Below are 21,034 nucleotides of genomic sequence, written 5' to 3'. Positions count from 1 at the left end.
ATTTGAGAAACAGTATTTTTTTATTCGTCATATATAAGGGGGGATGAAAGTGATACGAATTTCGGAGTTGCAGATGAAAGACATAATAAATGTGTCAGATGGAAAAAGGCTTGGAAATATTGGAGATATCGAAATCGATATGAACACAGGGAAGATTAAATCTATCATTATTTCCAAACAGGCACGTATGTTAGGGATTTTTGGGAAAGATGTAGAAATTGTAATTCCTTGGGAGGAAATTATGAAAATTGGGGAAGATGTCATACTTGTTAGAGTAAATCCTGTTAATTCTGTAACAGAATCAATACAAACACCGACAATTTCATAAAGAATATTACAAATTCCTCTTTTTTTTCTGTTAGGATTATGAAAAAATAAAAGTATGGTAAAATAGACAGGAAGTACCATGCTTTTTTATGTTATTTTAATTAAAAGGAGCAGCCTTATGAGAGAACCATTTAAATATGTGGACGATATACTGTATTTACAAGCGTGGAAAGAACTTGGAAACATTACTGCTGGATTTACGACAAAAGATGGTGGGGTAAGTACGGGCTCCTTTCATGCGATGAATTTAGGATTACATGTGAATGATATCGTGGAGAACGTTCATGAAAACAGACGCATTTTAGCTAATAAGTTACAAAAACCATTAGAAAACTGGATTTGCTCTGAACAAGTTCATGATCATCATGTTGAAAAAGTAGGACAACAGGAAAAAGGAAGCGGCGTCTATTCATATGAAGACGGCATTTCAAAAACAGATGGCATTTATACGACTAATAATGATGTTCTTCTAACATCTTGTTACGCGGATTGTGTTCCACTCTATTTTTATGCACCATCACATGGTATGATAGGACTTGCGCATGCTGGATGGAAAGGGACTGTAAAAGAGATTGCAAAAGAAATGATTCAAAAATGGAATGCAGAAGGGATTTCAAGTGATGAAATTCAAGTTGCAATTGGACCAGCAATTGGATCTTGTTGTTACGTTGTTGATGATCGAGTGTTAACAGCGGCAGAACAAGTAGTAAACGGTTCTGTCCCTTATAAAAAAATTTCTGATGGGCAGTATGCAATTAATTTAAAAGAAATTAATCGTATATTATGTGTACAAGCAGGCATAAAAGAAGAGAATATTGTAATGTCATCTCTTTGTACAAGCTGTGAAGAACAACTATTTTTCTCTCATCGTCGTGATCAAGGTAAGACGGGGAGAATGTTGAGTTTCATAGGTTTTAAGGAGGAAGAAAGCAAGTGACAGTACAAAAAAATTTAACAACTGTAAACGAAGCAATTAAACAATCTTGCGCACGAGCGGGACGTTCGTTGCAAGATATTAAACTCGTTGCGGTTACAAAAACGGTAGGAATTGAAAAAACGAATGAAGTAATTGAAGCTGGAATTATCGATTTAGGTGAAAATAGAAATGAAGGTTTCTTACAGAAGTACGAGCATTTCGGTTCAAAAGTGAATTGGCATTTTATTGGATCATTACAAACGAGAAAAGTAAAAGAAATCATTAATGAAATCGATTATTTACATTCGTTAGATCGTCTTTCACTTGCAAAAGAAATTCAAAAACGTGCGGATAAGAAAGTGAAATGTTTTATTCAAGTGAAAACATCATCTGAAGAATCAAAGCAAGGGTTGGCAATAGAAGAAACCATTTCTTTTATTCAAAGTTTGCAAGAATTGGATAAGATTGAAGTGGTGGGACTAATGACAATGGCTCCGTTTACAGAAGAAGAAGAAGAAATCAGACGCTGTTTTAAGGAGTTACGTATGCTACAAACAGAGGTGCAGGAGCTAGAATTATTACATGCGCCATGTAAAGAATTATCAATGGGAATGTCTAATGATTACACGATTGCGATTGAAGAAGGTGCTACATATATTCGTTTGGGGACGATTTTAGTAGGAAAAGCGTAAAAGGAAGGAGAATCTTATTATGAGTTGGTCAAAAGTAAAGTACTTCTTTTTTGATACACCGGAAGAAAAAGAAGCAGCTCAATATAGTTATGAAAAGGAGCAAACAGACATGAAGAAGCAGCAAGATCCGCCAGAACAACAAGATGTTACGTTTCCAAAAGCGCAACCGAAACAAAATGTTGTGAGCATTGAAACAGCAAAGCAATCTTCAAAAGTTGTTTTATTAGAACCACGCACATATTCGGAAGCGCAAGGGATTGCGGACCATTTAAAAGGTAGACGAGCTGTTGTGATTAATTTACAACGAATGTCTACTGATCAAGCTGTACGTATCGTTGACTTTTTAAGTGGTACTGTATACGCTATAGGCGGGGACATTCAAAAAATAGGACCGAAAACATTTATGTGTACGCCTGAAAATGTAGATATTGTTGGTGCAATTTCAGAGTTATTCGGTGAAGAAGAAGACACAAATATAAAGAGGTGGTAATACGCCATGGTAACAGTTTTAAACGTTTTAATTACTGCTATCGAGATTTACTCGTGGGCACTTATTATTTACATTCTCCTATCATGGTTCCCAGGTGCAAAGGAATCAACTTTCGGAGATTTTCTTGCGCGTATTTGTGAACCGTATTTAGAACCATTTCGCAGATTTATTCCGCCGCTTGGTATGATTGATATCTCTCCACTCGTTGCGATTTTTGCGTTAAAGCTTGCTACGAATGGTTTAGTAAGTATATTCCGCTATTTCTTATAGTAAGAGGTTAAATACATGAGCATCTATGAACATTTCAGACCCGATGAGGAGGTCTTTGTGGATAAGGTGTTAGAGTGGAAGCGAGCAGCGGAGTACCATCAAGTGAAACTAACAGATTTCCTTGATCCAAGGCAACAACAAATTGTCACTATGGTAATAGGACAAGGGGATGTTGCTGTACAGTTTGATGGTGCAACACCTCATGCAGAGCGTAAAAGAGCACTCATTTATCCGGACTATCTAGTAGTAAATGAAGAGGAATTTCAAGTAGAGGTATTAGAAATTGACTATCCTTCCAAGTTTTATACGCTAGAACATAGGCAAATATTAGGTACATTTATGTCTCTTGGTTTAACGAGAGAAAAATGTGGAGATATTTTGCTTCAAGAAAATCGTGCCCAAATTATAGTCGCGAAAGAAGTTGTATCTTATATTGAGATTAACTTACAATCGATAGGGAAAGTGAAAGTTTCCTTATCACCAGTGCAAGGAGAAAAAATTCTACAGATGCAAGAAACGTGGGGAGAGAAATCTGGAACGGTTTCTTCACTTCGTTTAGATGTTATGTTAGCTGAAATGTTACATATATCCAGACAGAAAGTACAACCTTTCATAAAAAATGGACTAGTAAAAGTGAATTGGAAAACAGTGGAGCAAACCTCTTATGAATGTTATCCAGGAGATGTTTTTTCAGTGAGAGGATATGGACGAAGTAAATTGTTTTCTGTAGAAGGTAGAACAAAGCGCGACAAATGGAGAATTTTGTATGGTATACTAAAATGATTGGTTTTTTAGAAGGAAATCCTCCTATTTTGTCGAAGAAAAGATATAATTGAAAGAGGAAATTTAGATAACTACTTGGAGGTGGCGTTGTGCCGTTAACACCATTAGATATTCATAACAAAGAATTTGGTCGCGGATTCCGTGGCTATGATGAGGATCAAGTAAATGAGTTTCTTGATCAAATTATCAAAGATTATGAATTAGTCATTCGTGAGAAAAAAGCTTTAGAAGAAAAAGTTGCGCAATTAGAAGGAAAGTTAGATCATTTTTCTAATATTGAAGATACGCTAAACAAATCTATCGTTGTTGCACAAGAAGCAGCGGAAGAAGTAAAACGTAATGCACAAAAAGAAGCAAAATTAATCGTACGTGAAGCGGAAAAGAATGCAGACCGTATTATTAACGAAGCATTAGTAAAATCAAGAAAGGTTGCTTTTGATATTGAAGAGCTGAAGAAACAAGCGAAAGTATTCCGCACTCGTTTCCGTATGTTATTAGAAACACAGCTTGAAATGTTAAACAACGATGATTGGGATAAACTAATTGAGTTAGAAGACGAAGTAGATGAACTGTTGAAAAAAGAAGAAACAGTGTAAGCTTGACGTTTTTCTCATTATTACATATAATTTTAAACAACATATTTATTAAGAAAAACGAAGATAGGGATAAGTACCTTTTTCATACCTTATATAGCGAACTGAGGATGGTGTAAGCTCAGGATAAGGAGATAATGGGAATATCACCCTGGAGTTCCGCGCTGAACAAATAGAGTAAGCGTAGGCGTATATTCGCGTTAAGAATATAAAGAGGATTGTATACATACGTATAGGATCTACTAGGGTGGTACCGCGGGAGACTTTCTCGTCCCTTTTTGGGATGAGAAAGTCTCTTTTTTATTCCGTTTTTTAAGTCTTTCTTTTATACATGTAAGGAGGAATTGAGCATGGAGTACAAAAATACATTACTAATGCCAAAAACAGAGTTCCCAATGCGTGGGAATTTACCAAAACGTGAGCCTGCAATGCAAGAACAGTGGGCTGAAATGAATATTTATGAAAAGGTACAAGAACATACAAAAGGTCGTCCTTTATTCGTACTGCATGATGGACCTCCATATGCAAATGGTGACATTCATATGGGACATGCATTAAATAAAGTATTAAAAGACTTTATTGTTCGTTATAAATCAATGACTGGTTACTGTGCACCATATGTTCCAGGTTGGGATACGCACGGTTTACCAATTGAGCAAGCTTTAACAAATAAAGGTGTAAAGCGTAAAGAAATGACAGTTGCTGAGTTCCGTAAGTTATGTGCAGAGTATGCATATGAACAAGTAGAACGTCAACGTGAACAATTTAAGCGTTTAGGTGTACGTGCTGATTGGGATAACCCATATATTACTTTAGAGCCAGCTTATGAAGCACAACAAATTAAAGTGTTTGGTGATATGGCGAAAAAAGGTTATATCTATAAAGGGCAAAAACCAGTTTACTGGTCTCCAACGAGTGAATCAGCTTTAGCAGAAGCTGAAATTGAATACCAAGATAAAAAATCAGCATCTATTTACGTAGCATTCCCTGTTAAAGATGGAAAGAACGTATTAGAAGGTGATGAGAAATTCATTATCTGGACAACAACACCTTGGACGTTACCTGCAAACTTAGGTATTTCTGTTCACCCAGAACTTGAATACAGCATTGTAAAAGTAAATGATGAAAAATATATTATTGCGTCTGAACTATTTGAGACAGTTGCAAAAACGTTAGAATGGGAAAATGCTGAAGTTGTGAAAACTGTAAAAGGTAGCAAACTTGAGTATACAGTTGCAAAACATCCATTCTACGATCGTGATTCATTAGTTATGCTAGGAGATCACGTAACAACAGATGCAGGTACAGGGTGTGTTCATACAGCACCAGGACACGGGGAAGATGACTTCGTTGTTGGTAAAAAGTATGGATTAGAAGTACTTTGCCCAGTTGATGATAAAGGTGTATTAACAGAGGAAGCACCTGGATTTGAAGGCTTATTCTATGATAAAGCTAACAAGCCAATTACAGAAAAATTAGAAGAAGTAGGCGCGTTACTGAAACTAACATTCATTACGCATTCATACCCACATGATTGGAGAACGAAAAAACCAATTATTTTCCGTGCGACAGCACAGTGGTTTGCATCTATTGAAGCATTCCGTAAAGAGTTATTAGAAGCTGTTGCGGAAACAAAATGGGTACCAGCGTGGGGCGAAACTCGTCTTCATAACATGGTTCGTGACCGTGGTGACTGGTGTATTTCTCGTCAGCGTGCATGGGGTGTGCCAATTCCTGTATTCTATGCTGAGAATGGTGATCCAATTATTACAGATGAAACAATTAACCATGTAGCAGATTTATTCCGTGAACACGGTTCTAACGTATGGTTCGAGCGTGAAGCGAAAGATCTATTACCAGAAGGATTTACACATCCAGGTAGCCCAAATGGTGAATTCCGTAAAGAAACAGACATCATGGATGTATGGTTCGACTCAGGTTCTTCTCACCAAGCGGTATTAGAAGAGCGCGAAGACTTACAACGTCCAGCTGATTTATATTTAGAAGGATCTGACCAATATCGTGGTTGGTTTAACTCTTCATTATCAACAGCAGTTGCTGTAACAGGTAAAGCTCCATATAAAGGCGTATTAAGCCATGGTTTCGTATTAGATGGTGAAGGACGTAAAATGAGTAAGTCGATTGGAAACATCGTCGTACCGAAGAAAATTATGGATCAATTAGGCGGGGACATTCTACGCTTATGGGTATCTTCTGTTGACTATCAATCTGATGTACGTATTTCAGATGATATTTTAAAACAAGTAGCAGAAGTGTATCGTAAAATCCGTAACACATTCCGTTTCTTATTAGGAAACTTAGATGACTTTAAGCCAAGTGAAAATACAGTGGCAGTAGCTGAACTTCGTGAAGTAGATCGTTACATGTTAGTGAAATTAAATGACTTAATTACAAAAGTAAAAGAAGCATATGAAACATACGACTTCGCTGCTGTATATCATGCAATTCATAACTTCTGTACAATTGATTTAAGTTCATTCTACTTAGACTTTGCAAAAGACATTTTATACATTGAAGGTGCAAACCATGAAGATCGTCGTGCAATTCAAACGGTATTATATGATGTTCTTGTTGCATTGACAAAACTTGTAACACCAATCTTACCGCATACAGCTGATGAAGTATGGCCATATGTTCCGGGTGTAACAGAAGAAAGTGTACAATTAACTGATATGCCAGAAGCTGTACAATTAGATGGTGCGGAAGCATTGAAAACAAAATGGGATGCATTTATGACATTACGTGATGACGTATTAAAAGCGTTAGAAGTAGCGCGTAATGAAAAAGTAATCGGTAAGTCATTAAATGCAAGCATTACGTTATATCCAACTGCAGAAATGAAGGCTATGTTAGAGTCTATTAGCGAAGACTTAAAGCAATTATTCATCGTTTCTGAGTATAAGCTTGGTGGTCTGATGGAAGAAGCGCCAGCAGATGCGCCTAAGTATGAACATACAGCGGTTGTTGTTGCTCAAGCAACTGGTGAAACATGTGAACGTTGTTGGGTAGTTTCAGAAACAATTGGTAAAGATGCTGAACATGAAACATTATGTGAGCGTTGTGCAACAGTTGTTAAAGAAAATTATGTAAAATAATAAAAAATGACTGCACGTAAAGTGCAGTCATTTTTTATTGATGGTATATTGAAATAACTTTCACTCTCTTTCCTATGAAGGAAAAATGTGTGAGAGGTAAGCATATAAATTTCGGACACACTAATCGTACATTGCAGCTGGGAGGAATGTACACGTGAATGAAATGTATATGGAAATAAAAGAAGAATTGCAATTGATGAGAAAAGAATTGCAAGAGAGACTAGCTAAAGAGGTCATGCACAAATATGATACAGAGTTTAGCGAAGAGCTTGGATATGAAATTAAGGAAGAGATAAAGAAAAAACTGCTATTACATGATATAAAAGAGGATTTAAAAGATGTAGAACGTGCATTATTTAAAATGGAAATAGATATGTATGGTATTTGTGAAGAAACAGGGAGAGTAATTTCGGTAAAACAAATGAAAACGATGCCGACTGCCCGTACTATCCATGAATTTTTCTATGAAAAAGTAAATGTATGAATGTGCACAACGATATTATATTACCTTTTTTTAATTTATTTTATTCTTCTATAAAGGTTCATTGTGAAAAGGTTGCAGCTATGCTAAAATTTTGAGGTACACTGTCTTTGTGGGGGAAATGAAAATGATATATTATGTAATAGCGTTATTTGTCATTGCCATCGATCAAATATCGAAATGGCTAATTGTAAAGAACATGGAATTGGGTACGAGCATTCCGATTATCGATAATGTATTATACATAACATCACATCGAAATAGAGGAGCTGCCTGGGGGATTTTAGAAAATAAAATGTGGTTCTTCTACATTATTACAGTCATTTTTGTAGTATTTATCGTATTTTATATGAAAAAATATGCGAAAACAGACAAGCTTCTAGGAATTTCATTAGGTCTAATATTAGGCGGAGCAATTGGTAACTTTATTGATCGTGTATTTAGACAAGAAGTAGTGGATTTCATTCACGTGTATATTTTCTCGTACAACTATCCAGTATTTAATATAGCTGATTCAGCATTATGTATTGGTGTTGTATTAATTATTATTCAAACATTATTAGAAGGTAAGAAAGCGAAGGAGTAATTGAATGAGTGAAGTAGTACAAGTAACAGTTGCAGAAGAGCAAAAAAATGAGCGAATTGATAAATTCGTTGCAGAAATAAACAGTGAATGGTCACGTTCACAAGTACAGCAATGGATTAAAGATGATGTTGTAACAGTTAATGGGAAATCGGTAAAAGTAAATTATAAAGTTAAAGAGAATGATGAAATTACAGTAACGATTCCTGAGCCAGAAGCGTTAGATATTCAAGCAGAAGATATGAACTTAGAAATTTATTATGAAGATGCAGATGTACTTGTTGTAAATAAGCCACGTGGTATGGTTGTACATCCAGCACCAGGTCATACAAGTGGTACGCTTGTGAATGGTCTTATGCATCATTGTACAGATTTATCAGGTATTAACGGTGTAATGCGTCCTGGTATCGTGCATCGTATTGATAAGGATACATCTGGCCTATTAATGGTCGCTAAAAATGATATGGCACACGAATCACTTGTAAATCAACTTGTAGCAAAAACAGTAACAAGACGTTACAAAGCGATTGTACACGGTGTTATCCCGCATGATAAGGGAACGATTGATGCTCCGATTGGTCGCGATAAGAAAGAGCGTCAAAGTATGACAGTTGATGAAAACGGTAAGAACGCTGTTACTCACTTCCAAGTGTTAGAGCGTTTCAAAGATTTTACACTTGTAGAATGTCGCTTAGAAACAGGACGTACGCACCAAATTCGTGTTCATATGAAATATATTGGCTATCCACTTGCTGGAGATCCAAAGTATGGACCAAAGAAAACATTAGATATGAATGGACAAGCACTTCATGCAGGTATTTTAGGATTTGATCACCCTCGTACTGGTGAATATATTCAGTTTGAGGCACCGATTCCAGAAGTGTTTGAAGATGCATTAAATGTTTTACGAAAATAGTATTGACAAATCATAAGAAAACTGAGATACTGACAACAGTTAAATAATGATCCTTTAACACAGCCCCGTGAGGTTGAGAAGGTAACGGTTTGAAATGCTTAGGGTAGTTGTACCCTTTTTTCAAAAGTCCTCTCGCACACGCTGAGAGGACTTTTTTTATACCATTACTCTCACGCAAGAAAAAAAGCTTGGAGGTGTAGAGCATGCAAGAGAAAGCTGTCGTTTTAGATGACCAAATGATTCGCCGCGCTTTAACACGAATTAGTCATGAAATCGTGGAACGAAATAAAGGTGTCGATAATTGTGTTCTTGTCGGAATTAAAACTCGTGGAATTTTTATTGCACAACGTTTGGCAGAACGAATTGGTCAAATTGAAGGAAAAGAAATGGAAGTTGGAGAGTTAGATATTACGTTATACCGTGATGACCTAACACTACAATCGAAAAATGAAGAACCACTTGTAAAAGGTTCTGATATCCCTGTAGATATTACGAAGAAAAAAGTTATCCTTGTGGATGATGTATTATATACAGGCAGAACAGTTCGAGCAGCAATGGATGCTCTTATGGATTTAGGTAGACCATCACAAATCCAACTAGCAGTTCTTGTTGATAGAGGTCATCGTGAACTACCAATTCGCGCTGATTATGTAGGAAAGAACATTCCAACATCAAGTGAAGAGCGTATCGAAGTTGATTTGCAAGAGACAGATCAACAAGATCGAGTAAGCATATACGATAAGTAAAGCCCTTTTAAATGTAGTCCTGTGAGGCTGCCAAAGGGTCTTGGCTTTCATATGTCAAATTTGGCATACGAAAGTGTAGGACTCTTTGTGCACAGGCACAAAGAGTTTTTTTATTGCAAAGAATTAAACTGAAGGAGGATGTAACAATGGAACAAAAGCCAGTGTTAGACGTTAATGAAGTACCGAAACCGGGAAAATGGTTATTTTTAAGTATACAACATTTGTTCGCGATGTTTGGATCAACAGTGCTTGTTCCGTTTTTAACAGGATTGAATCCGTCAGTAGCATTAATATCAAGTGGATTAGGAACGTTAGCGTTTCTTCTTATAACGAAAGGTCAAGTACCGGCCTACCTAGGATCATCATTCGCCTTTATCGCACCGATTATTACAGCGAAAACAGCAGGGGGGCCTGGAGCGGCAATGCTCGGTGGTTTGCTAGCAGGACTTGTGTACATCTTAATCTCACTCGGAATTAAGAAATCAGGATCAGAGTGGATTATGAAATTACTTCCGCCAATCGTAGTTGGTCCAGTAGTAATGGTAATCGGTCTAGCTTTAGCACATACAGCAGTGAACATGGCGATGAACGGTGCGGATGGCAAATATAGCTTTACACACTTTTCAGTAGCATTAGTAACATTAGCAATTACAATTATATGCTCGATATTCGGAAGAGGATTTTTCAGTATCATACCAGTGTTACTTGGCATTATCGGTGGATATATCTTCGCTTACTTCCAAGGGCTAGTAGACTTAAAGCCGGTAGCTGAGGCGAAATGGTTTGTTGTACCAGATTTCACAGTACCATTTGTAACATACACACCAGAGTTTTCATGGAAGATTGTACTCTTGATGGTACCAGTTGCACTAGTAACAATTTCAGAACATATCGGACATCAAATTGTACTAGGAAATGTTATTAAAAGAGATCTAATTGAAAAACCAGGTTTACACCGTTCAATCTTCGGTGATGGGATAGCAACATTAATCGCATCACTAATCGGTGGGCCACCGAATACAACGTATGGTGAAAACATCGGTGTGCTAGCAATTACGAGAGCGTACAGTGTATACTTATTCATCGGTTCAGCAGTATTCGCAATCATGTTCGGATTTATCGGTAAGATTTCTGCACTGATTCATTCGATCCCAACACCAGTTATGGGTGGTGTATCAATCTTACTATTCGGTGTAATCGCATCAAGCGGATTACGCATGATGGTAGACGATAAAACAGATTTAAGTGACAAACGAAACTTAATGATTGCATCAGTAATACTAGTAATCGGTATTGGTGGAGCGGTACTTCACGTAGGGGAATCATTCCAAGTAGAAGGAATGGCACTAGCAGCAATTGTAGGTGTGCTGTTAAATCTACTACTACCGGAAACAAAACAAATAAAACAATCTAAGCAGATTGCTTCATAATAATAACCTTTTAATTCAGTCCTGTGAGACCGGAAAGGGTGGCTTCTTTCTTGCACCCTAGTCTCACACGACTAGGGTATTTTTATGCAAAGGTTGTTATAAAAATACAAAAGTGGTAACATAAAAACCAGAAAGATGAGGGATGACGATGAGCCATTTGTTAACGATGAGTGAATTATCGGAAGTAGAAATTTCAGAAATCCTAAAAGACGCAGAAGATTTTGCGAATGGGAAAGAGAGCAAAACGACAGAGCAAACTTTTGTTGCGAACTTGTTCTTTGAGAATAGTACGAGAACGAGATTTAGCTTTGAAGTTGCTGAGAAGAGATTAGGACTTGATGTTTTAAACTTTTCAGCTGATGCATCTAGCGTACAAAAAGGAGAAACTTTATACGATACGATAAGAACACTAGAATCAATCGGAACAAAAGCAGTGGTCATCCGCCACGAGCAAGATCGCTACTTCGATGAACTAAAAGATCAGGTGAATATTCCAATCTTAAACGCTGGAGATGGATGTGGAAACCACCCAACACAGTGCCTACTCGACCTTCTTACAATTAAACAAGAGTTTGGAAGATTTGAAGGTTTGAAGATTGCAATAGTAGGAGATGTTCGTCATAGCCGAGTAGCACGTTCTAATGCAGAAGCATTAACGAAGCTGGGTGCAACAATTTACTTTGCAAGCCCAGAAGAGTGGAAAGATGAAGACAACACATTTGGAACATACAAACCATTAGATGAACTTGTTCCAGAAGTGGATGTAATGATGTTACTTCGTGTACAACATGAGCGTCATGATCATTATGAAACAGACATTATGAAAGAGTATCATGAGAAACACGGATTAACAGTGGAAAGAGAAAAGCGTATGAAAGAAGGAAGCATTATTATGCATCCAGCTCCTGTAAACCGTGATGTTGAAATTGCAAGTGAACTTGTTGAGTGTGAGCGTTCACGCATATTTAAACAAATGGAAAATGGAGTTTACGTAAGAATGGCTGTACTAAAACGCGCCTTACCAAATGTATTAGGAGGAATGAAACATGAATTATTTGTTTAAAAATGGTCGTTATATGAATGAAGAAGGAAAAATCGTAGCAACGGATCTTCTCGTACAAGACGGTAAAATCGCTAAGGTAGCAGAAAATATTACGGCAGATAATGCTGAAGTAATCGATGTGAACGGAAAGTTAATCGCACCTGGATTAGTAGATGTACACGTACACCTTCGTGAACCAGGTGGTGAACATAAAGAAACAATTGAAACAGGTACACTAGCAGCGGCAAAAGGTGGATTCACTACAATTTGTGCAATGCCAAATACACGCCCAGTGCCAGATTGCAGAGAACATATGGAAGACTTGCAAAATCGTATTAAAGAAAAAGCGCATGTCAACGTACTACCATATGGAGCAATTACAGTACGTCAAGCGGGTTCTGAAATGACAGATTTCGAAACGTTAAAAGAACTTGGAGCATTTGCTTTCACAGATGACGGTGTAGGCGTACAAGATGCTAGCATGATGTTAGCTGCTATGAAGCGTGCAGCGAAATTAAATATGGCAGTAGTTGCGCACTGTGAAGAGAATACTCTTATTAATAAAGGTTGTGTACATGAAGGGAAGTTTTCTGAGAAACACGGATTAAACGGTATCCCATCTGTATGTGAATCTGTACATATTGCAAGGGATATACTGCTTGCTGAAGCGGCAGATTGTCACTATCACGTATGTCACGTAAGTACGAAAGGATCTGTACGTGTAATCCGTGATGCAAAACGCGCTGGAATTAAAGTAACAGCAGAGGTAACACCTCATCACTTAGTGTTATGTGAAGATGATATTCCATCAGCTGATCCTAACTTTAAAATGAACCCACCGCTTCGTGGAAAAGAAGACCACGCAGCACTAATTGAAGGTTTATTAGATGGAACGATCGATATGATCGCAACTGATCATGCACCGCATACAGCGGAAGAGAAAGCACAAGGAATTGAAAGAGCACCATTCGGAATTACTGGTTTTGAAACAGCATTCCCACTTCTATACACAAACCTTGTGAAAAAAGGAATCATTACACTAGAGCAGTTAATTCAATTCTTAACAGAAAAGCCAGCTGATACATTCGGCTTAGAAGCAGGTCGCCTGAAAGAAGGTAGAACAGCTGATATTACAATCATTGATTTAGAACAAGAAGAAGAGATTGACCCAACAACATTCTTATCAAAAGGAAAAAATACACCATTCGCAGGTTGGAAATGCCAAGGATGGCCGGTAATGACAATCGTTGGTGGTAAGATCGCATGGCAAAAGGAGAGTGCATTAGTATGAAAAGACAACTTATCTTAGAAGATGGAACAGTATTAATTGGAAAAGGTTTCGGAGGAGAAATTGAAAAGTCAGGTGAGGTTGTATTCACAACAGGAATGACTGGATATCAAGAAACATTATCTGATCCATCATATTGCGGTCAAATCGTAACATTCACGTACCCATTAATCGGAAACTACGGCATTAACCGTGACGATTTTGAATCGATTCACCCATCTGTAAATGGTTTAATCGTAAACGAAATTTGTGATCACCCATCAAACTTCCGTAATGAAATTTCGTTAAATGATTACTTAAAAGAAAGAAACATCCCAGGCTTAGCAGGAATTGATACAAGAAAATTAACGAGAAAAATTCGTCAATACGGTACATTACGCGGACGTCTATGTAACATGGATGCAGATGTAGAATACATCGTGAGCCAATTAAAAGCGACAGTATTTACAGATCACGTGAAACGCGTATCAACGAAAGATCCATACCCAAGCCCAGGCCGTGGACATCGTGTTGTACTTGTAGACTTCGGAATGAAACATGGTATTTTACGAGAATTAAATAAACGTGACTGTGATGTAATTGTAGTACCTTACAATACAACAGCGGAAGAGATTTTACGCCTTAGCCCAGATGGAATCATGTTAAGTAACGGGCCTGGAGATCCAAAAGATGTACCAGAAGCGATTGAAATGTTAAAAGACATTATCGGTAAAGTTCCTTTATTCGGAATTTGCTTAGGACATCAACTATTCGCTCTAGCATCTGGTGCGAATACAAGTAAGTTGAAATTTGGTCACCGTGGTTTAAACCATCCAGTAAAACATCTTGCAACTGGAAAAGTAGCAATTACATCTCAAAACCATGGTTATGCAGTAGAAGAAGAATCAGTTAAAAATACAGAACTTGAAATTACACATGTCGCTTTAAATGATGGAACAGTAGAAGGTCTTCGTCATACGAAGTTCCCGGCATTTACAGTACAGTATCATCCAGAAGCTTCAGCAGGACCAGAAGATGCAAATGATTTATTCGAAGATTTCTTAGAAATGATTGAAAACTTCAAGAAAGAAGGGGAAGAGTTATGCCAAAACGCCTAGACATTAACACAATTTTAGTAATCGGATCAGGACCAATTGTAATTGGGCAAGCAGCAGAGTTTGATTACTCTGGTACACAAGCTTGTCAATCTCTTAGAGAAGAAGGTTACAAAGTAATCCTTGTTAACTCTAACCCAGCAACAATTATGACAGATACTGCAACAGCAGATAAAGTATATATAGAACCATTAACACTAGAATTCGTAAGCCGTATCATTCGTAAAGAGCGTCCAGATGCAATCCTGCCAACATTAGGTGGTCAAACAGGTTTAAATATGGCTGTCGAACTTGCGAAATCAGGCATACTTGAAGAATGTGGAGTTGAAATTTTAGGAACAAAATTATCAGCAATTGAGCAAGCAGAAGATCGTGATTTATTCCGTACATTAATGCAGGAATTAAATGAACCAATTCCATCTAGTACCATTATTCATACGCTAGAAGAAGCACATGAATTTGTAAAAGAAATTGGTTATCCAGTTATTGTTCGCCCAGCATTTACAATGGGGGGAACAGGCGGCGGAATCTGTAGTAATGAAGAAGAACTGATTGAAATCGTATCAGGTGGATTAAAACATAGTCCAGTAACACAATGTTTATTAGAAAAGAGCATTGCTGGTTGTAAGGAAATTGAATATGAAGTAATGCGTGATTCGAATGATAACGCGATTGTAGTATGTAACATGGAAAATATCGATCCAGTTGGGGTTCATACAGGTGATTCTATCGTTGTAGCACCGAGCCAAACATTAAGTGACCGCGAATATCAAATGTTACGAAACACTTCATTACGAATTATTCGTGCATTAGGAATTGAAGGTGGATGTAATGTTCAGCTTGCACTTGATCCACATAGTTTCCAATACTATGTAATCGAAGTAAACCCGCGTGTAAGTCGTTCATCTGCACTAGCATCTAAAGCAACTGGATATCCAATTGCGAAGTTAGCGGCAAAAATTGCAGTCGGTTTAACATTAGATGAAATTATAAACCCAGTTACACAAAAAACATACGCTTGTTTCGAACCAGCATTAGACTATGTTGTTTCAAAAATTCCACGCTGGCCATTTGATAAGTTTGAATCAGCAAACAGAACGCTTGGAACGCAGATGAAAGCAACTGGTGAAGTTATGTCAATCGGACGTAACTTAGAGCAATCATTATTAAAAGCGGTTCGTTCTTTAGAGCTTGGCATTTATCACTTAGAATTAGACCACTTAAAAGAACTTGATAAAGAGACAATGAAAAAACGCATTATTAAAGCAGACGATGAGCGACTGTTTATTGTAGCAGAAGCAATTCGTCAAGGTGTAACGAAAGAAGAAATTAACGAATGGTGCGAAATGGACTTCTTCTTCTTACAAAAAGTTGAAAACATCGTAAATATGGAACGTGAAGTAAAAGCGAATGTAGGAAATATGGAAGTACTACAAACGGCGAAAGAAATGGGCTTCAGCGATCACTACATTGCAGCGGCTTGGAACAAAACAGAGCGTGAAATTTACGATATGCGTAAAGAAAGCAATATAACTCCTGTTTATAAAATGGTAGATACTTGTGCAGCAGAGTTTGAATCTGCAACACCATACTACTACAGCACATATGGTGACGAGAATGAATCGGTTAGAACAGATCGTAAGAGTGTTGTTGTACTAGGGTCTGGCCCAATCCGTATCGGTCAAGGGGTTGAGTTTGACTACGCAACAGTTCACTCTGTATGGGCAATTAAAGAAGCTGGCTATGAGGCAATCATTGTTAATAACAATCCAGAAACAGTTTCAACAGACTTCAGTATTTCTGATAAATTATACTTTGAACCATTAACAATCGAAGATGTAATGCACATTATCGATTTAGAAAAGCCAGAAGGTGTTATCGTCCAATTCGGTGGACAAACGGCAATTAACTTAGCTGCTAAATTAGAGGCTCATGGTGTGAAAATCTTAGGAACATCACTTGAAGATTTAGACCGTGCAGAAGATCGTGATAAGTTTGAGGCAGCTCTAACACAGCTTGGTATCCCGCAACCAGTTGGTAAAACGGCAACGACTGTAGAGCAAGCGGTAGCAATCGCTGACAAAATTGGTTACCCAGTATTAGTAAGACCATCTTACGTACTAGGTGGACGTGCGATGGAAATCGTATATCGTCAAGAAGAACTACTGCACTACATGAAAAATGCAGTTAAAGTTCACGCTGATCACCCAGTATTAATCGACCGATACATGGTTGGTAAAGAAATTGAAGTAGATGCAATTTCAGACGGTGAGAATGTATTCATTCCAGGTATTATGGAGCATATTGAACGCGCTGGAGTTCACTCTGGTGACTCAATTGGAGTATATCCACCACAAAGCTTATCTGAAAAATTAAAAGAACAAATTATTGAACATACAATTGCACTTGGAAAAGGATTAAACATCGTTGGGTTACTAAATATCCAGTTTGTAGTATTCGAAGATCAAGTGTATGTAATTGAAGTAAACCCACGTGCGAGCCGTACAGTACCGTTCTTAAGTAAAATTACAGGTGTACCGATGGCGAACGTTGCAACGAAAGTTATTTTAGGGCAAGACCTAGTAGAGCAAGGATACGGAACGGGTTATCACCCAGAAGAGAAAGAAGTATATGTAAAAGCTCCGGTATTCTCATTTGCGAAACTACGTTCAGTTGATACAACATTAGGACCTGAAATGAAATCAACAGGGGAAGTAATGGGTAAAGACTTAACGCTTGAAAAAGCATTATACAAAGGGTTAGTTGCTTCTGGAATTAACATCCCAACGCACGGATCAGTAATCATTACTGTAGCGGATAAAGATAAAGAAGAGGCGATGGAAATTGCAAAACGTTTCCACGAAATCGGCTATAACTTATTAGCAACAGCTGGAACAGCACAATCATTAGAAGAGCAAAATATCCCAGTACAAGTTGTAAACAAAATTGATTCTGAAGACTACAACTTACTAGATATTATCCGTCAAGGAAAAGCACAGTTTGTAATCAATACATTAACAAAAGGCAAACAACCAGCGCGTGATGGTTTCCGCATTCGCCGTGAATCAGTAGAAAATGGTGTAGCTTGCTTAACATCACTTGATACAACGAGAGCAATCTTACGAGTATTAGAATCTATGACATTCTCAGCTCATTCAATGAAAGAAATTACGCAAACAAAGCGTCACGAGGTGGTACATGCATGATGCAAAAGCAAAATATGATCGTCGTTAATCAAAAAGAAATCGCAAAAAACATTTACGAATTAGTGCTTCAAGGAACTTTAGTACAGCAAATGAACGAACCAGGGCAGTTTGTGCACATTAAGGTAGCAGAGGGCATTGCGCCCCTTCTGCGCCGCCCGATTAGTATTTGTAATGTAGATCAAGAGAAGAACGAATTTACAATGCTATATCGTGCAGAAGGACAAGGGACAAAAACATTAGCAACTAGAAAACAAGGTGAAATGGTAGACGTACTAGGACCATTAGGACACGGTTTTCCTGTAGAAGAAGCAGAAGCTGGTCAAACAGCTTTACTAGTAGGCGGGGGAATTGGTGTACCACCACTTTATGAATTATCACAGCGCCTCGTTGCAAAAGGTGTACGCGTAATTCACATCTTAGGTTTTCAAACGAAAGATGTTGTTTTTTATGAAGAAAAATTTGCAGAACTTGGTGATACGTACGTTGCGACAGTAGACGGTACACACGGTACAAAAGGATTTGTCACAGATGTAATTGATAATTACGGAATTGACTTTGATATTCTTTATTCATGTGGTCCGTTAGCGATGCTTCGTGCATTAGAAGGACGTTACAAAGAGAAAAAAGCCTATATTTCATTAGAAGAACGTATGGGTTGTGGTATTGGAGCTTGTTTCGCATGTGTATGCCACTTACAAGAAGATCCAAGTGGACATTCTTACAAGAAGGTGTGTAGCGACGGACCAGTATTTCCAATCGGGGAGGTTGTACTATGAACAGATTGCAAGTTGAATTACCAGGATTATCATTAAAAAATCCAATTATACCGGCATCTGGATGCTTTGGATTTGGTCGTGAATATGCACAGTTTTACGATTTAAGTGTACTAGGATCAATCATGATTAAAGCGACGACAGAACAACCACGCTATGGAAATCCGACGCCTCGTGTTGCTGAAACACCGGGCGGCATGTTAAATGCAATCGGACTTCAAAACCCAGGATTAGAAAAAGTAATGAATTCTGAATTACCTTTTCTCGAACAATTTGATCTTCCAATCATCGCGAACGTTGCAGGCTCACAAGCTGAGGATTACGTAGCGGTTGCAAAGGAAATTTCTAAAGCGCCTAATGTCCATGCGCTAGAATTAAACATTTCTTGTCCGAACGTAAAAACAGGTGGTATTGCCTTTGGTACAAATCCTGAAATTGCTGCTGATTTAACGAAGCGAGTAAAAGAGGTTTCTGAAGTACCTGTATATGTAAAGTTGTCACCGAACGTGGCAAACATTGTGGAAATTGCAAAAGCAATTGAAAATGCAGGTGCAGACGGTTTAACGATGATTAATACATTGCTTGGTATGCGTCTAGATTTAAAAACAGCTAAACCAATTTTAGCAAACCGTACAGGCGGATTATCAGGTCCTGCGATTAAGCCAGTAGCAATTCGTATGGTACATGAAGTAAGCCAAGCGGTTAACATTCCAATTATCGGAATGGGTGGTATTGAAACAGCGGAAGATGTAATTGAATTCTTCTACGCTGGCGCAAGCGCAGTTGCAGTAGGTACAGCAAACTTTATCGATCCGTTCGTATGTCCGACAATTATTGAAGAGCTACCAGCATTACTAGATGAATTAGGATTTGATCACATTTCGGAATGTCAAGGAAGGAGCTGGAAGCAAACATGTCACAGTCGTTAATCGTTGCACTAGATTTTCCAGGGAAACAAGATGTAGAACAATTCTTGCGCCACTTTGAAGGGGAAGAGTTATTTGTCAAAGTTGGTATGGAGTTATTTTACAAAGAAGGCCCTGCAATTATTACGTACTTAAAAGAAAAAGGGCATAAGATTTTTCTAGACTTAAAACTTCATGATATTCCGAATACAGTAAAAAGCGCTATGCGTAGCCTAGCTAGTCTAGATGTTGATATGGTAAATGTTCATGCTGCTGGGGGAAGTAGTATGATGAAAGCTGCGATTGAGGGATTAGAGGAAGGTAAGCAAGAAGGAAAAGAGAGACCGATTTGTATTGCAGTTACACAACTAACAAGCACTTCGGAAGCTATGATGAAAAAAGAGATCGGCATTGAGAAAACGTTAGAAGAAGCGGTTGCTCATTATGCAAAATTAACGAAAGAAAGTGGACTGGATGGCGTTGTTTGCTCAACGCTTGAAGTTCCAAAATTACGTGAAGTATGCGGAAATGAATTTGTAACAGTAACACCGGGGATTCGTCTTGCAAGCGATGATGTAAATGACCAGGTGCGCGTAGCAACACCGAAACGTGCGAGGGAACTTGGCTCAAGCTACATCGTAGTTGGACGTAGTATTACAAAAGCAGAAAATCCGCTTGAAGCGTATAAAACAGTAAAACAACAGTGGGAAGGTGTAACAGTATGAAAAAAGAAATCGCATCGCATTTATTAGAAATTGGAGCAGTATTTTTACAACCGAATGATCCATTCACATGGTCTTCAGGTATGAAATCACCAATTTATTGTGATAACCGTTTAACTTTATCTTATCCAAAAGTACGTCAAGCGATTGCAGCTGGATTAGAAGAGTTAATTAAAGAGCACTTCCCAACTGTAGAAGTTATTGCAGGAACAGCAACTGCTGGTATTGCGCACGCTGCATGGGTAAGCGATCGTATGGATTTACCAATGTGCTACGTACGTAGTAAAGCAAAGGGTCACGGTAAAGGGAACCAAATCGAAGGAAAAGCTGAAAAAGGTCAAAAAGTAGTGGTAGTAGAAGACTTAATTTCAACTGGCGGTAGTGCAATTACATGTGTAGAAGCACTTCGCGAAGCTGGCTGTGAAGTATTAGGAATCGTATCAATCTTCACATATGAGTTAGAAGCAGGAAAAGAAAAACTAGAAGCAGCTAACGTAGCATCATACTCTTTAAGCGACTACAGTGCATTAACTGAAGTAGCAGCAGAAAAAGGTATGATCGGACAAGCTGAAACGAAAAAATTACAAGAGTGGCGTAAAAATCCAGCAAACGAAGCTTGGATCACAGCGTAACACCAAAAAAGACGACCGCGGGGGAACGC

21 protein-coding genes and 1 other annotated feature are annotated in these 21,034 nt (G+C 38.0%); all 21 genes read left to right on the top strand.

The features are described from left to right. Positions 1-43 precede the first annotated feature (43 nt). The 21 genes from DN390_RS10035 (at position 44) to pyrE (ending at position 21,005) form a co-directional block, all read left to right on the top strand. Positions 44-328 (top strand): YlmC/YmxH family sporulation protein, encoded by a 285-nt coding sequence (locus DN390_RS10035; RefSeq protein ID WP_097950731.1) that lies wholly within the window; start codon positions 44-46, stop codon positions 326-328. A gap of 117 nt (positions 329-445) precedes the next feature. Beyond that, positions 446-1,264 (top strand): peptidoglycan editing factor PgeF, encoded by an 819-nt coding sequence (gene pgeF / locus DN390_RS10030; RefSeq protein ID WP_098264578.1) that lies wholly within the window; start codon positions 446-448, stop codon positions 1,262-1,264. Continuing rightward, the gene (locus tag DN390_RS10025) at positions 1,261-1,935 is read left to right on the top strand and encodes a YggS family pyridoxal phosphate-dependent enzyme (RefSeq protein WP_063221169.1); all 675 of its coding nucleotides are present in this window, start codon (positions 1,261-1,263) and stop codon (positions 1,933-1,935) included. Before pgeF ends, DN390_RS10025 begins: the two co-directional genes overlap by 4 nt. 19 nt (positions 1,936-1,954) lie before the next feature. Next, positions 1,955-2,425 (top strand): cell division protein SepF, encoded by a 471-nt coding sequence (locus tag DN390_RS10020; protein ID WP_000119136.1) that lies wholly within the window; start codon positions 1,955-1,957, stop codon positions 2,423-2,425. A 6-nt stretch (positions 2,426-2,431) separates the two neighbouring features. Continuing rightward, positions 2,432-2,695 carry a YggT family protein gene (locus DN390_RS10015; RefSeq protein WP_060632029.1) on the top strand — a complete coding sequence of 88 codons (264 nt, stop codon included), beginning with the start codon at positions 2,432-2,434 and terminating at the stop codon, positions 2,693-2,695. A 15-nt stretch (positions 2,696-2,710) separates the two neighbouring features. Continuing rightward, on the top strand, positions 2,711-3,478 hold the full coding sequence (locus DN390_RS10010) for a YlmH family RNA-binding protein (protein WP_147807285.1): 768 nt from the start codon (positions 2,711-2,713) through the stop codon (positions 3,476-3,478). 89 nt (positions 3,479-3,567) lie between these two features. Next, on the top strand, positions 3,568-4,074 hold the full coding sequence (gene divIVA, locus DN390_RS10005; protein WP_001131611.1) for a septum site-determining protein DivIVA: 507 nt from the start codon (positions 3,568-3,570) through the stop codon (positions 4,072-4,074). Positions 4,075-4,125: 51 nt separating this feature from the next. After that, positions 4,126-4,350: a binding site (T-box leader), on the top strand. 71 nt (positions 4,351-4,421) lie between these two features. Beyond that, positions 4,422-7,187 carry an isoleucine--tRNA ligase gene (gene ileS2, locus DN390_RS10000; protein WP_147807284.1) on the top strand — a complete coding sequence of 922 codons (2,766 nt, stop codon included), beginning with the start codon at positions 4,422-4,424 and terminating at the stop codon, positions 7,185-7,187. Between the two features lie 154 nt (positions 7,188-7,341). After that, positions 7,342-7,671: a TraR/DksA C4-type zinc finger protein gene (locus DN390_RS09995; protein WP_001004659.1), complete on the top strand. Its 330-nt coding sequence runs from the start codon at positions 7,342-7,344 to the stop codon at positions 7,669-7,671. A 124-nt stretch (positions 7,672-7,795) separates the two neighbouring features. Then, positions 7,796-8,254 carry a lipoprotein signal peptidase LspA gene (gene lspA / locus DN390_RS09990; RefSeq protein ID WP_063221166.1) on the top strand — a complete coding sequence of 153 codons (459 nt, stop codon included), beginning with the start codon at positions 7,796-7,798 and terminating at the stop codon, positions 8,252-8,254. A gap of 4 nt (positions 8,255-8,258) precedes the next feature. Continuing rightward, positions 8,259-9,167, top strand: coding sequence for an RluA family pseudouridine synthase (locus DN390_RS09985; RefSeq protein WP_060632025.1), 909 nt, complete (start codon positions 8,259-8,261; stop codon positions 9,165-9,167). A 203-nt stretch (positions 9,168-9,370) separates the two neighbouring features. Beyond that, positions 9,371-9,913 (top strand): bifunctional pyrimidine operon transcriptional regulator/uracil phosphoribosyltransferase, encoded by a 543-nt coding sequence (pyrR, locus tag DN390_RS09980; RefSeq protein WP_001156490.1) that lies wholly within the window; start codon positions 9,371-9,373, stop codon positions 9,911-9,913. Positions 9,914-10,059: 146 nt separating this feature from the next. Beyond that, entirely contained in the window at positions 10,060-11,343 is a 1,284-nt protein-coding gene (gene uraA / locus DN390_RS09975; protein ID WP_025148300.1) for a uracil permease, read from the top strand. A 148-nt stretch (positions 11,344-11,491) separates the two neighbouring features. After that, positions 11,492-12,406: an aspartate carbamoyltransferase gene (gene pyrB, locus DN390_RS09970; RefSeq protein ID WP_000018849.1), complete on the top strand. Its 915-nt coding sequence runs from the start codon at positions 11,492-11,494 to the stop codon at positions 12,404-12,406. Further along, positions 12,390-13,676 carry a dihydroorotase gene (pyrC, locus tag DN390_RS09965; protein WP_001108374.1) on the top strand — a complete coding sequence of 429 codons (1,287 nt, stop codon included), beginning with the start codon at positions 12,390-12,392 and terminating at the stop codon, positions 13,674-13,676. The genes pyrB and pyrC overlap by 17 nt, the downstream gene beginning before the upstream one ends. Further along, positions 13,673-14,770: a carbamoyl phosphate synthase small subunit gene (locus DN390_RS09960; RefSeq protein WP_000828669.1), complete on the top strand. Its 1,098-nt coding sequence runs from the start codon at positions 13,673-13,675 to the stop codon at positions 14,768-14,770. Before pyrC ends, DN390_RS09960 begins: the two co-directional genes overlap by 4 nt. Further along, positions 14,755-17,973, top strand: coding sequence for a carbamoyl-phosphate synthase large subunit (carB, locus tag DN390_RS09955; protein WP_097950735.1), 3,219 nt, complete (start codon positions 14,755-14,757; stop codon positions 17,971-17,973). Before DN390_RS09960 ends, carB begins: the two co-directional genes overlap by 16 nt. Then, on the top strand, positions 17,970-18,749 hold the full coding sequence (gene pyrK / locus DN390_RS09950; protein ID WP_000983359.1) for a dihydroorotate oxidase B electron transfer subunit: 780 nt from the start codon (positions 17,970-17,972) through the stop codon (positions 18,747-18,749). The genes carB and pyrK overlap by 4 nt, the downstream gene beginning before the upstream one ends. Then, positions 18,746-19,675, top strand: coding sequence for a dihydroorotate oxidase B catalytic subunit (pyrD, locus tag DN390_RS09945; protein ID WP_001081053.1), 930 nt, complete (start codon positions 18,746-18,748; stop codon positions 19,673-19,675). Before pyrK ends, pyrD begins: the two co-directional genes overlap by 4 nt. Beyond that, positions 19,660-20,376, top strand: coding sequence for an orotidine-5'-phosphate decarboxylase (gene pyrF, locus DN390_RS09940; RefSeq protein WP_000083496.1), 717 nt, complete (start codon positions 19,660-19,662; stop codon positions 20,374-20,376). Before pyrD ends, pyrF begins: the two co-directional genes overlap by 16 nt. Next, complete coding sequence (gene pyrE, locus DN390_RS09935) at positions 20,373-21,005, top strand: orotate phosphoribosyltransferase (protein ID WP_000711449.1); 633 nt, start codon at positions 20,373-20,375, stop codon at positions 21,003-21,005. Before pyrF ends, pyrE begins: the two co-directional genes overlap by 4 nt. Positions 21,006-21,034: the final 29 nt, after the last annotated feature.

The sequence above is a fragment of the Bacillus sp. SH7-1 genome, from assembly GCF_008042405.1.
GTDB classification, from domain to species: domain Bacteria; phylum Bacillota; class Bacilli; order Bacillales; family Bacillaceae_G; genus Bacillus_A; species Bacillus_A thuringiensis_N.
The sequence above is the reverse complement of the archived record's forward strand: the minus strand, read 5'-3'. Positions and strand labels throughout refer to the sequence as shown.

Excerpts from the sequence above, each read along its gene's own strand:
- uraA (WP_025148300.1), top strand. The coding sequence starts at position 10,060 with ATGGAACAAAAGCCAGTGTTAGACGTTAATGAAGTACCGAAACCGGGA.
- pyrD (WP_001081053.1), top strand. The coding sequence starts at position 18,746 with ATGAACAGATTGCAAGTTGAATTACCAGGATTATCATTAAAAAATCCA.
- pyrB (WP_000018849.1), top strand. The coding sequence starts at position 11,492 with ATGAGCCATTTGTTAACGATGAGTGAATTATCGGAAGTAGAAATTTCA.
- DN390_RS09960 (WP_000828669.1), top strand. The coding sequence starts at position 13,673 with ATGAAAAGACAACTTATCTTAGAAGATGGAACAGTATTAATTGGAAAA.
- pyrR (WP_001156490.1), top strand. The coding sequence starts at position 9,371 with ATGCAAGAGAAAGCTGTCGTTTTAGATGACCAAATGATTCGCCGCGCT.
- pyrC (WP_001108374.1), top strand. The coding sequence starts at position 12,390 with ATGAATTATTTGTTTAAAAATGGTCGTTATATGAATGAAGAAGGAAAA.
- pyrF (WP_000083496.1), top strand. The coding sequence starts at position 19,660 with ATGTCACAGTCGTTAATCGTTGCACTAGATTTTCCAGGGAAACAAGAT.
- carB (WP_097950735.1), top strand. The coding sequence starts at position 14,755 with ATGCCAAAACGCCTAGACATTAACACAATTTTAGTAATCGGATCAGGA.
- pyrK (WP_000983359.1), top strand. The coding sequence starts at position 17,970 with ATGATGCAAAAGCAAAATATGATCGTCGTTAATCAAAAAGAAATCGCA.
- ileS2 (WP_147807284.1), top strand. The coding sequence starts at position 4,422 with ATGGAGTACAAAAATACATTACTAATGCCAAAAACAGAGTTCCCAATG.
- DN390_RS10020 (WP_000119136.1), top strand. The coding sequence starts at position 1,955 with ATGAGTTGGTCAAAAGTAAAGTACTTCTTTTTTGATACACCGGAAGAA.
- pgeF (WP_098264578.1), top strand. The coding sequence starts at position 446 with ATGAGAGAACCATTTAAATATGTGGACGATATACTGTATTTACAAGCG.
- DN390_RS10035 (WP_097950731.1), top strand. The coding sequence starts at position 44 with ATGAAAGTGATACGAATTTCGGAGTTGCAGATGAAAGACATAATAAAT.
- lspA (WP_063221166.1), top strand. The coding sequence starts at position 7,796 with ATGATATATTATGTAATAGCGTTATTTGTCATTGCCATCGATCAAATA.
- DN390_RS10010 (WP_147807285.1), top strand. The coding sequence starts at position 2,711 with ATGAGCATCTATGAACATTTCAGACCCGATGAGGAGGTCTTTGTGGAT.
- pyrE (WP_000711449.1), top strand. The coding sequence starts at position 20,373 with ATGAAAAAAGAAATCGCATCGCATTTATTAGAAATTGGAGCAGTATTT.
- DN390_RS09985 (WP_060632025.1), top strand. The coding sequence starts at position 8,259 with ATGAGTGAAGTAGTACAAGTAACAGTTGCAGAAGAGCAAAAAAATGAG.
- DN390_RS10015 (WP_060632029.1), top strand. The coding sequence starts at position 2,432 with ATGGTAACAGTTTTAAACGTTTTAATTACTGCTATCGAGATTTACTCG.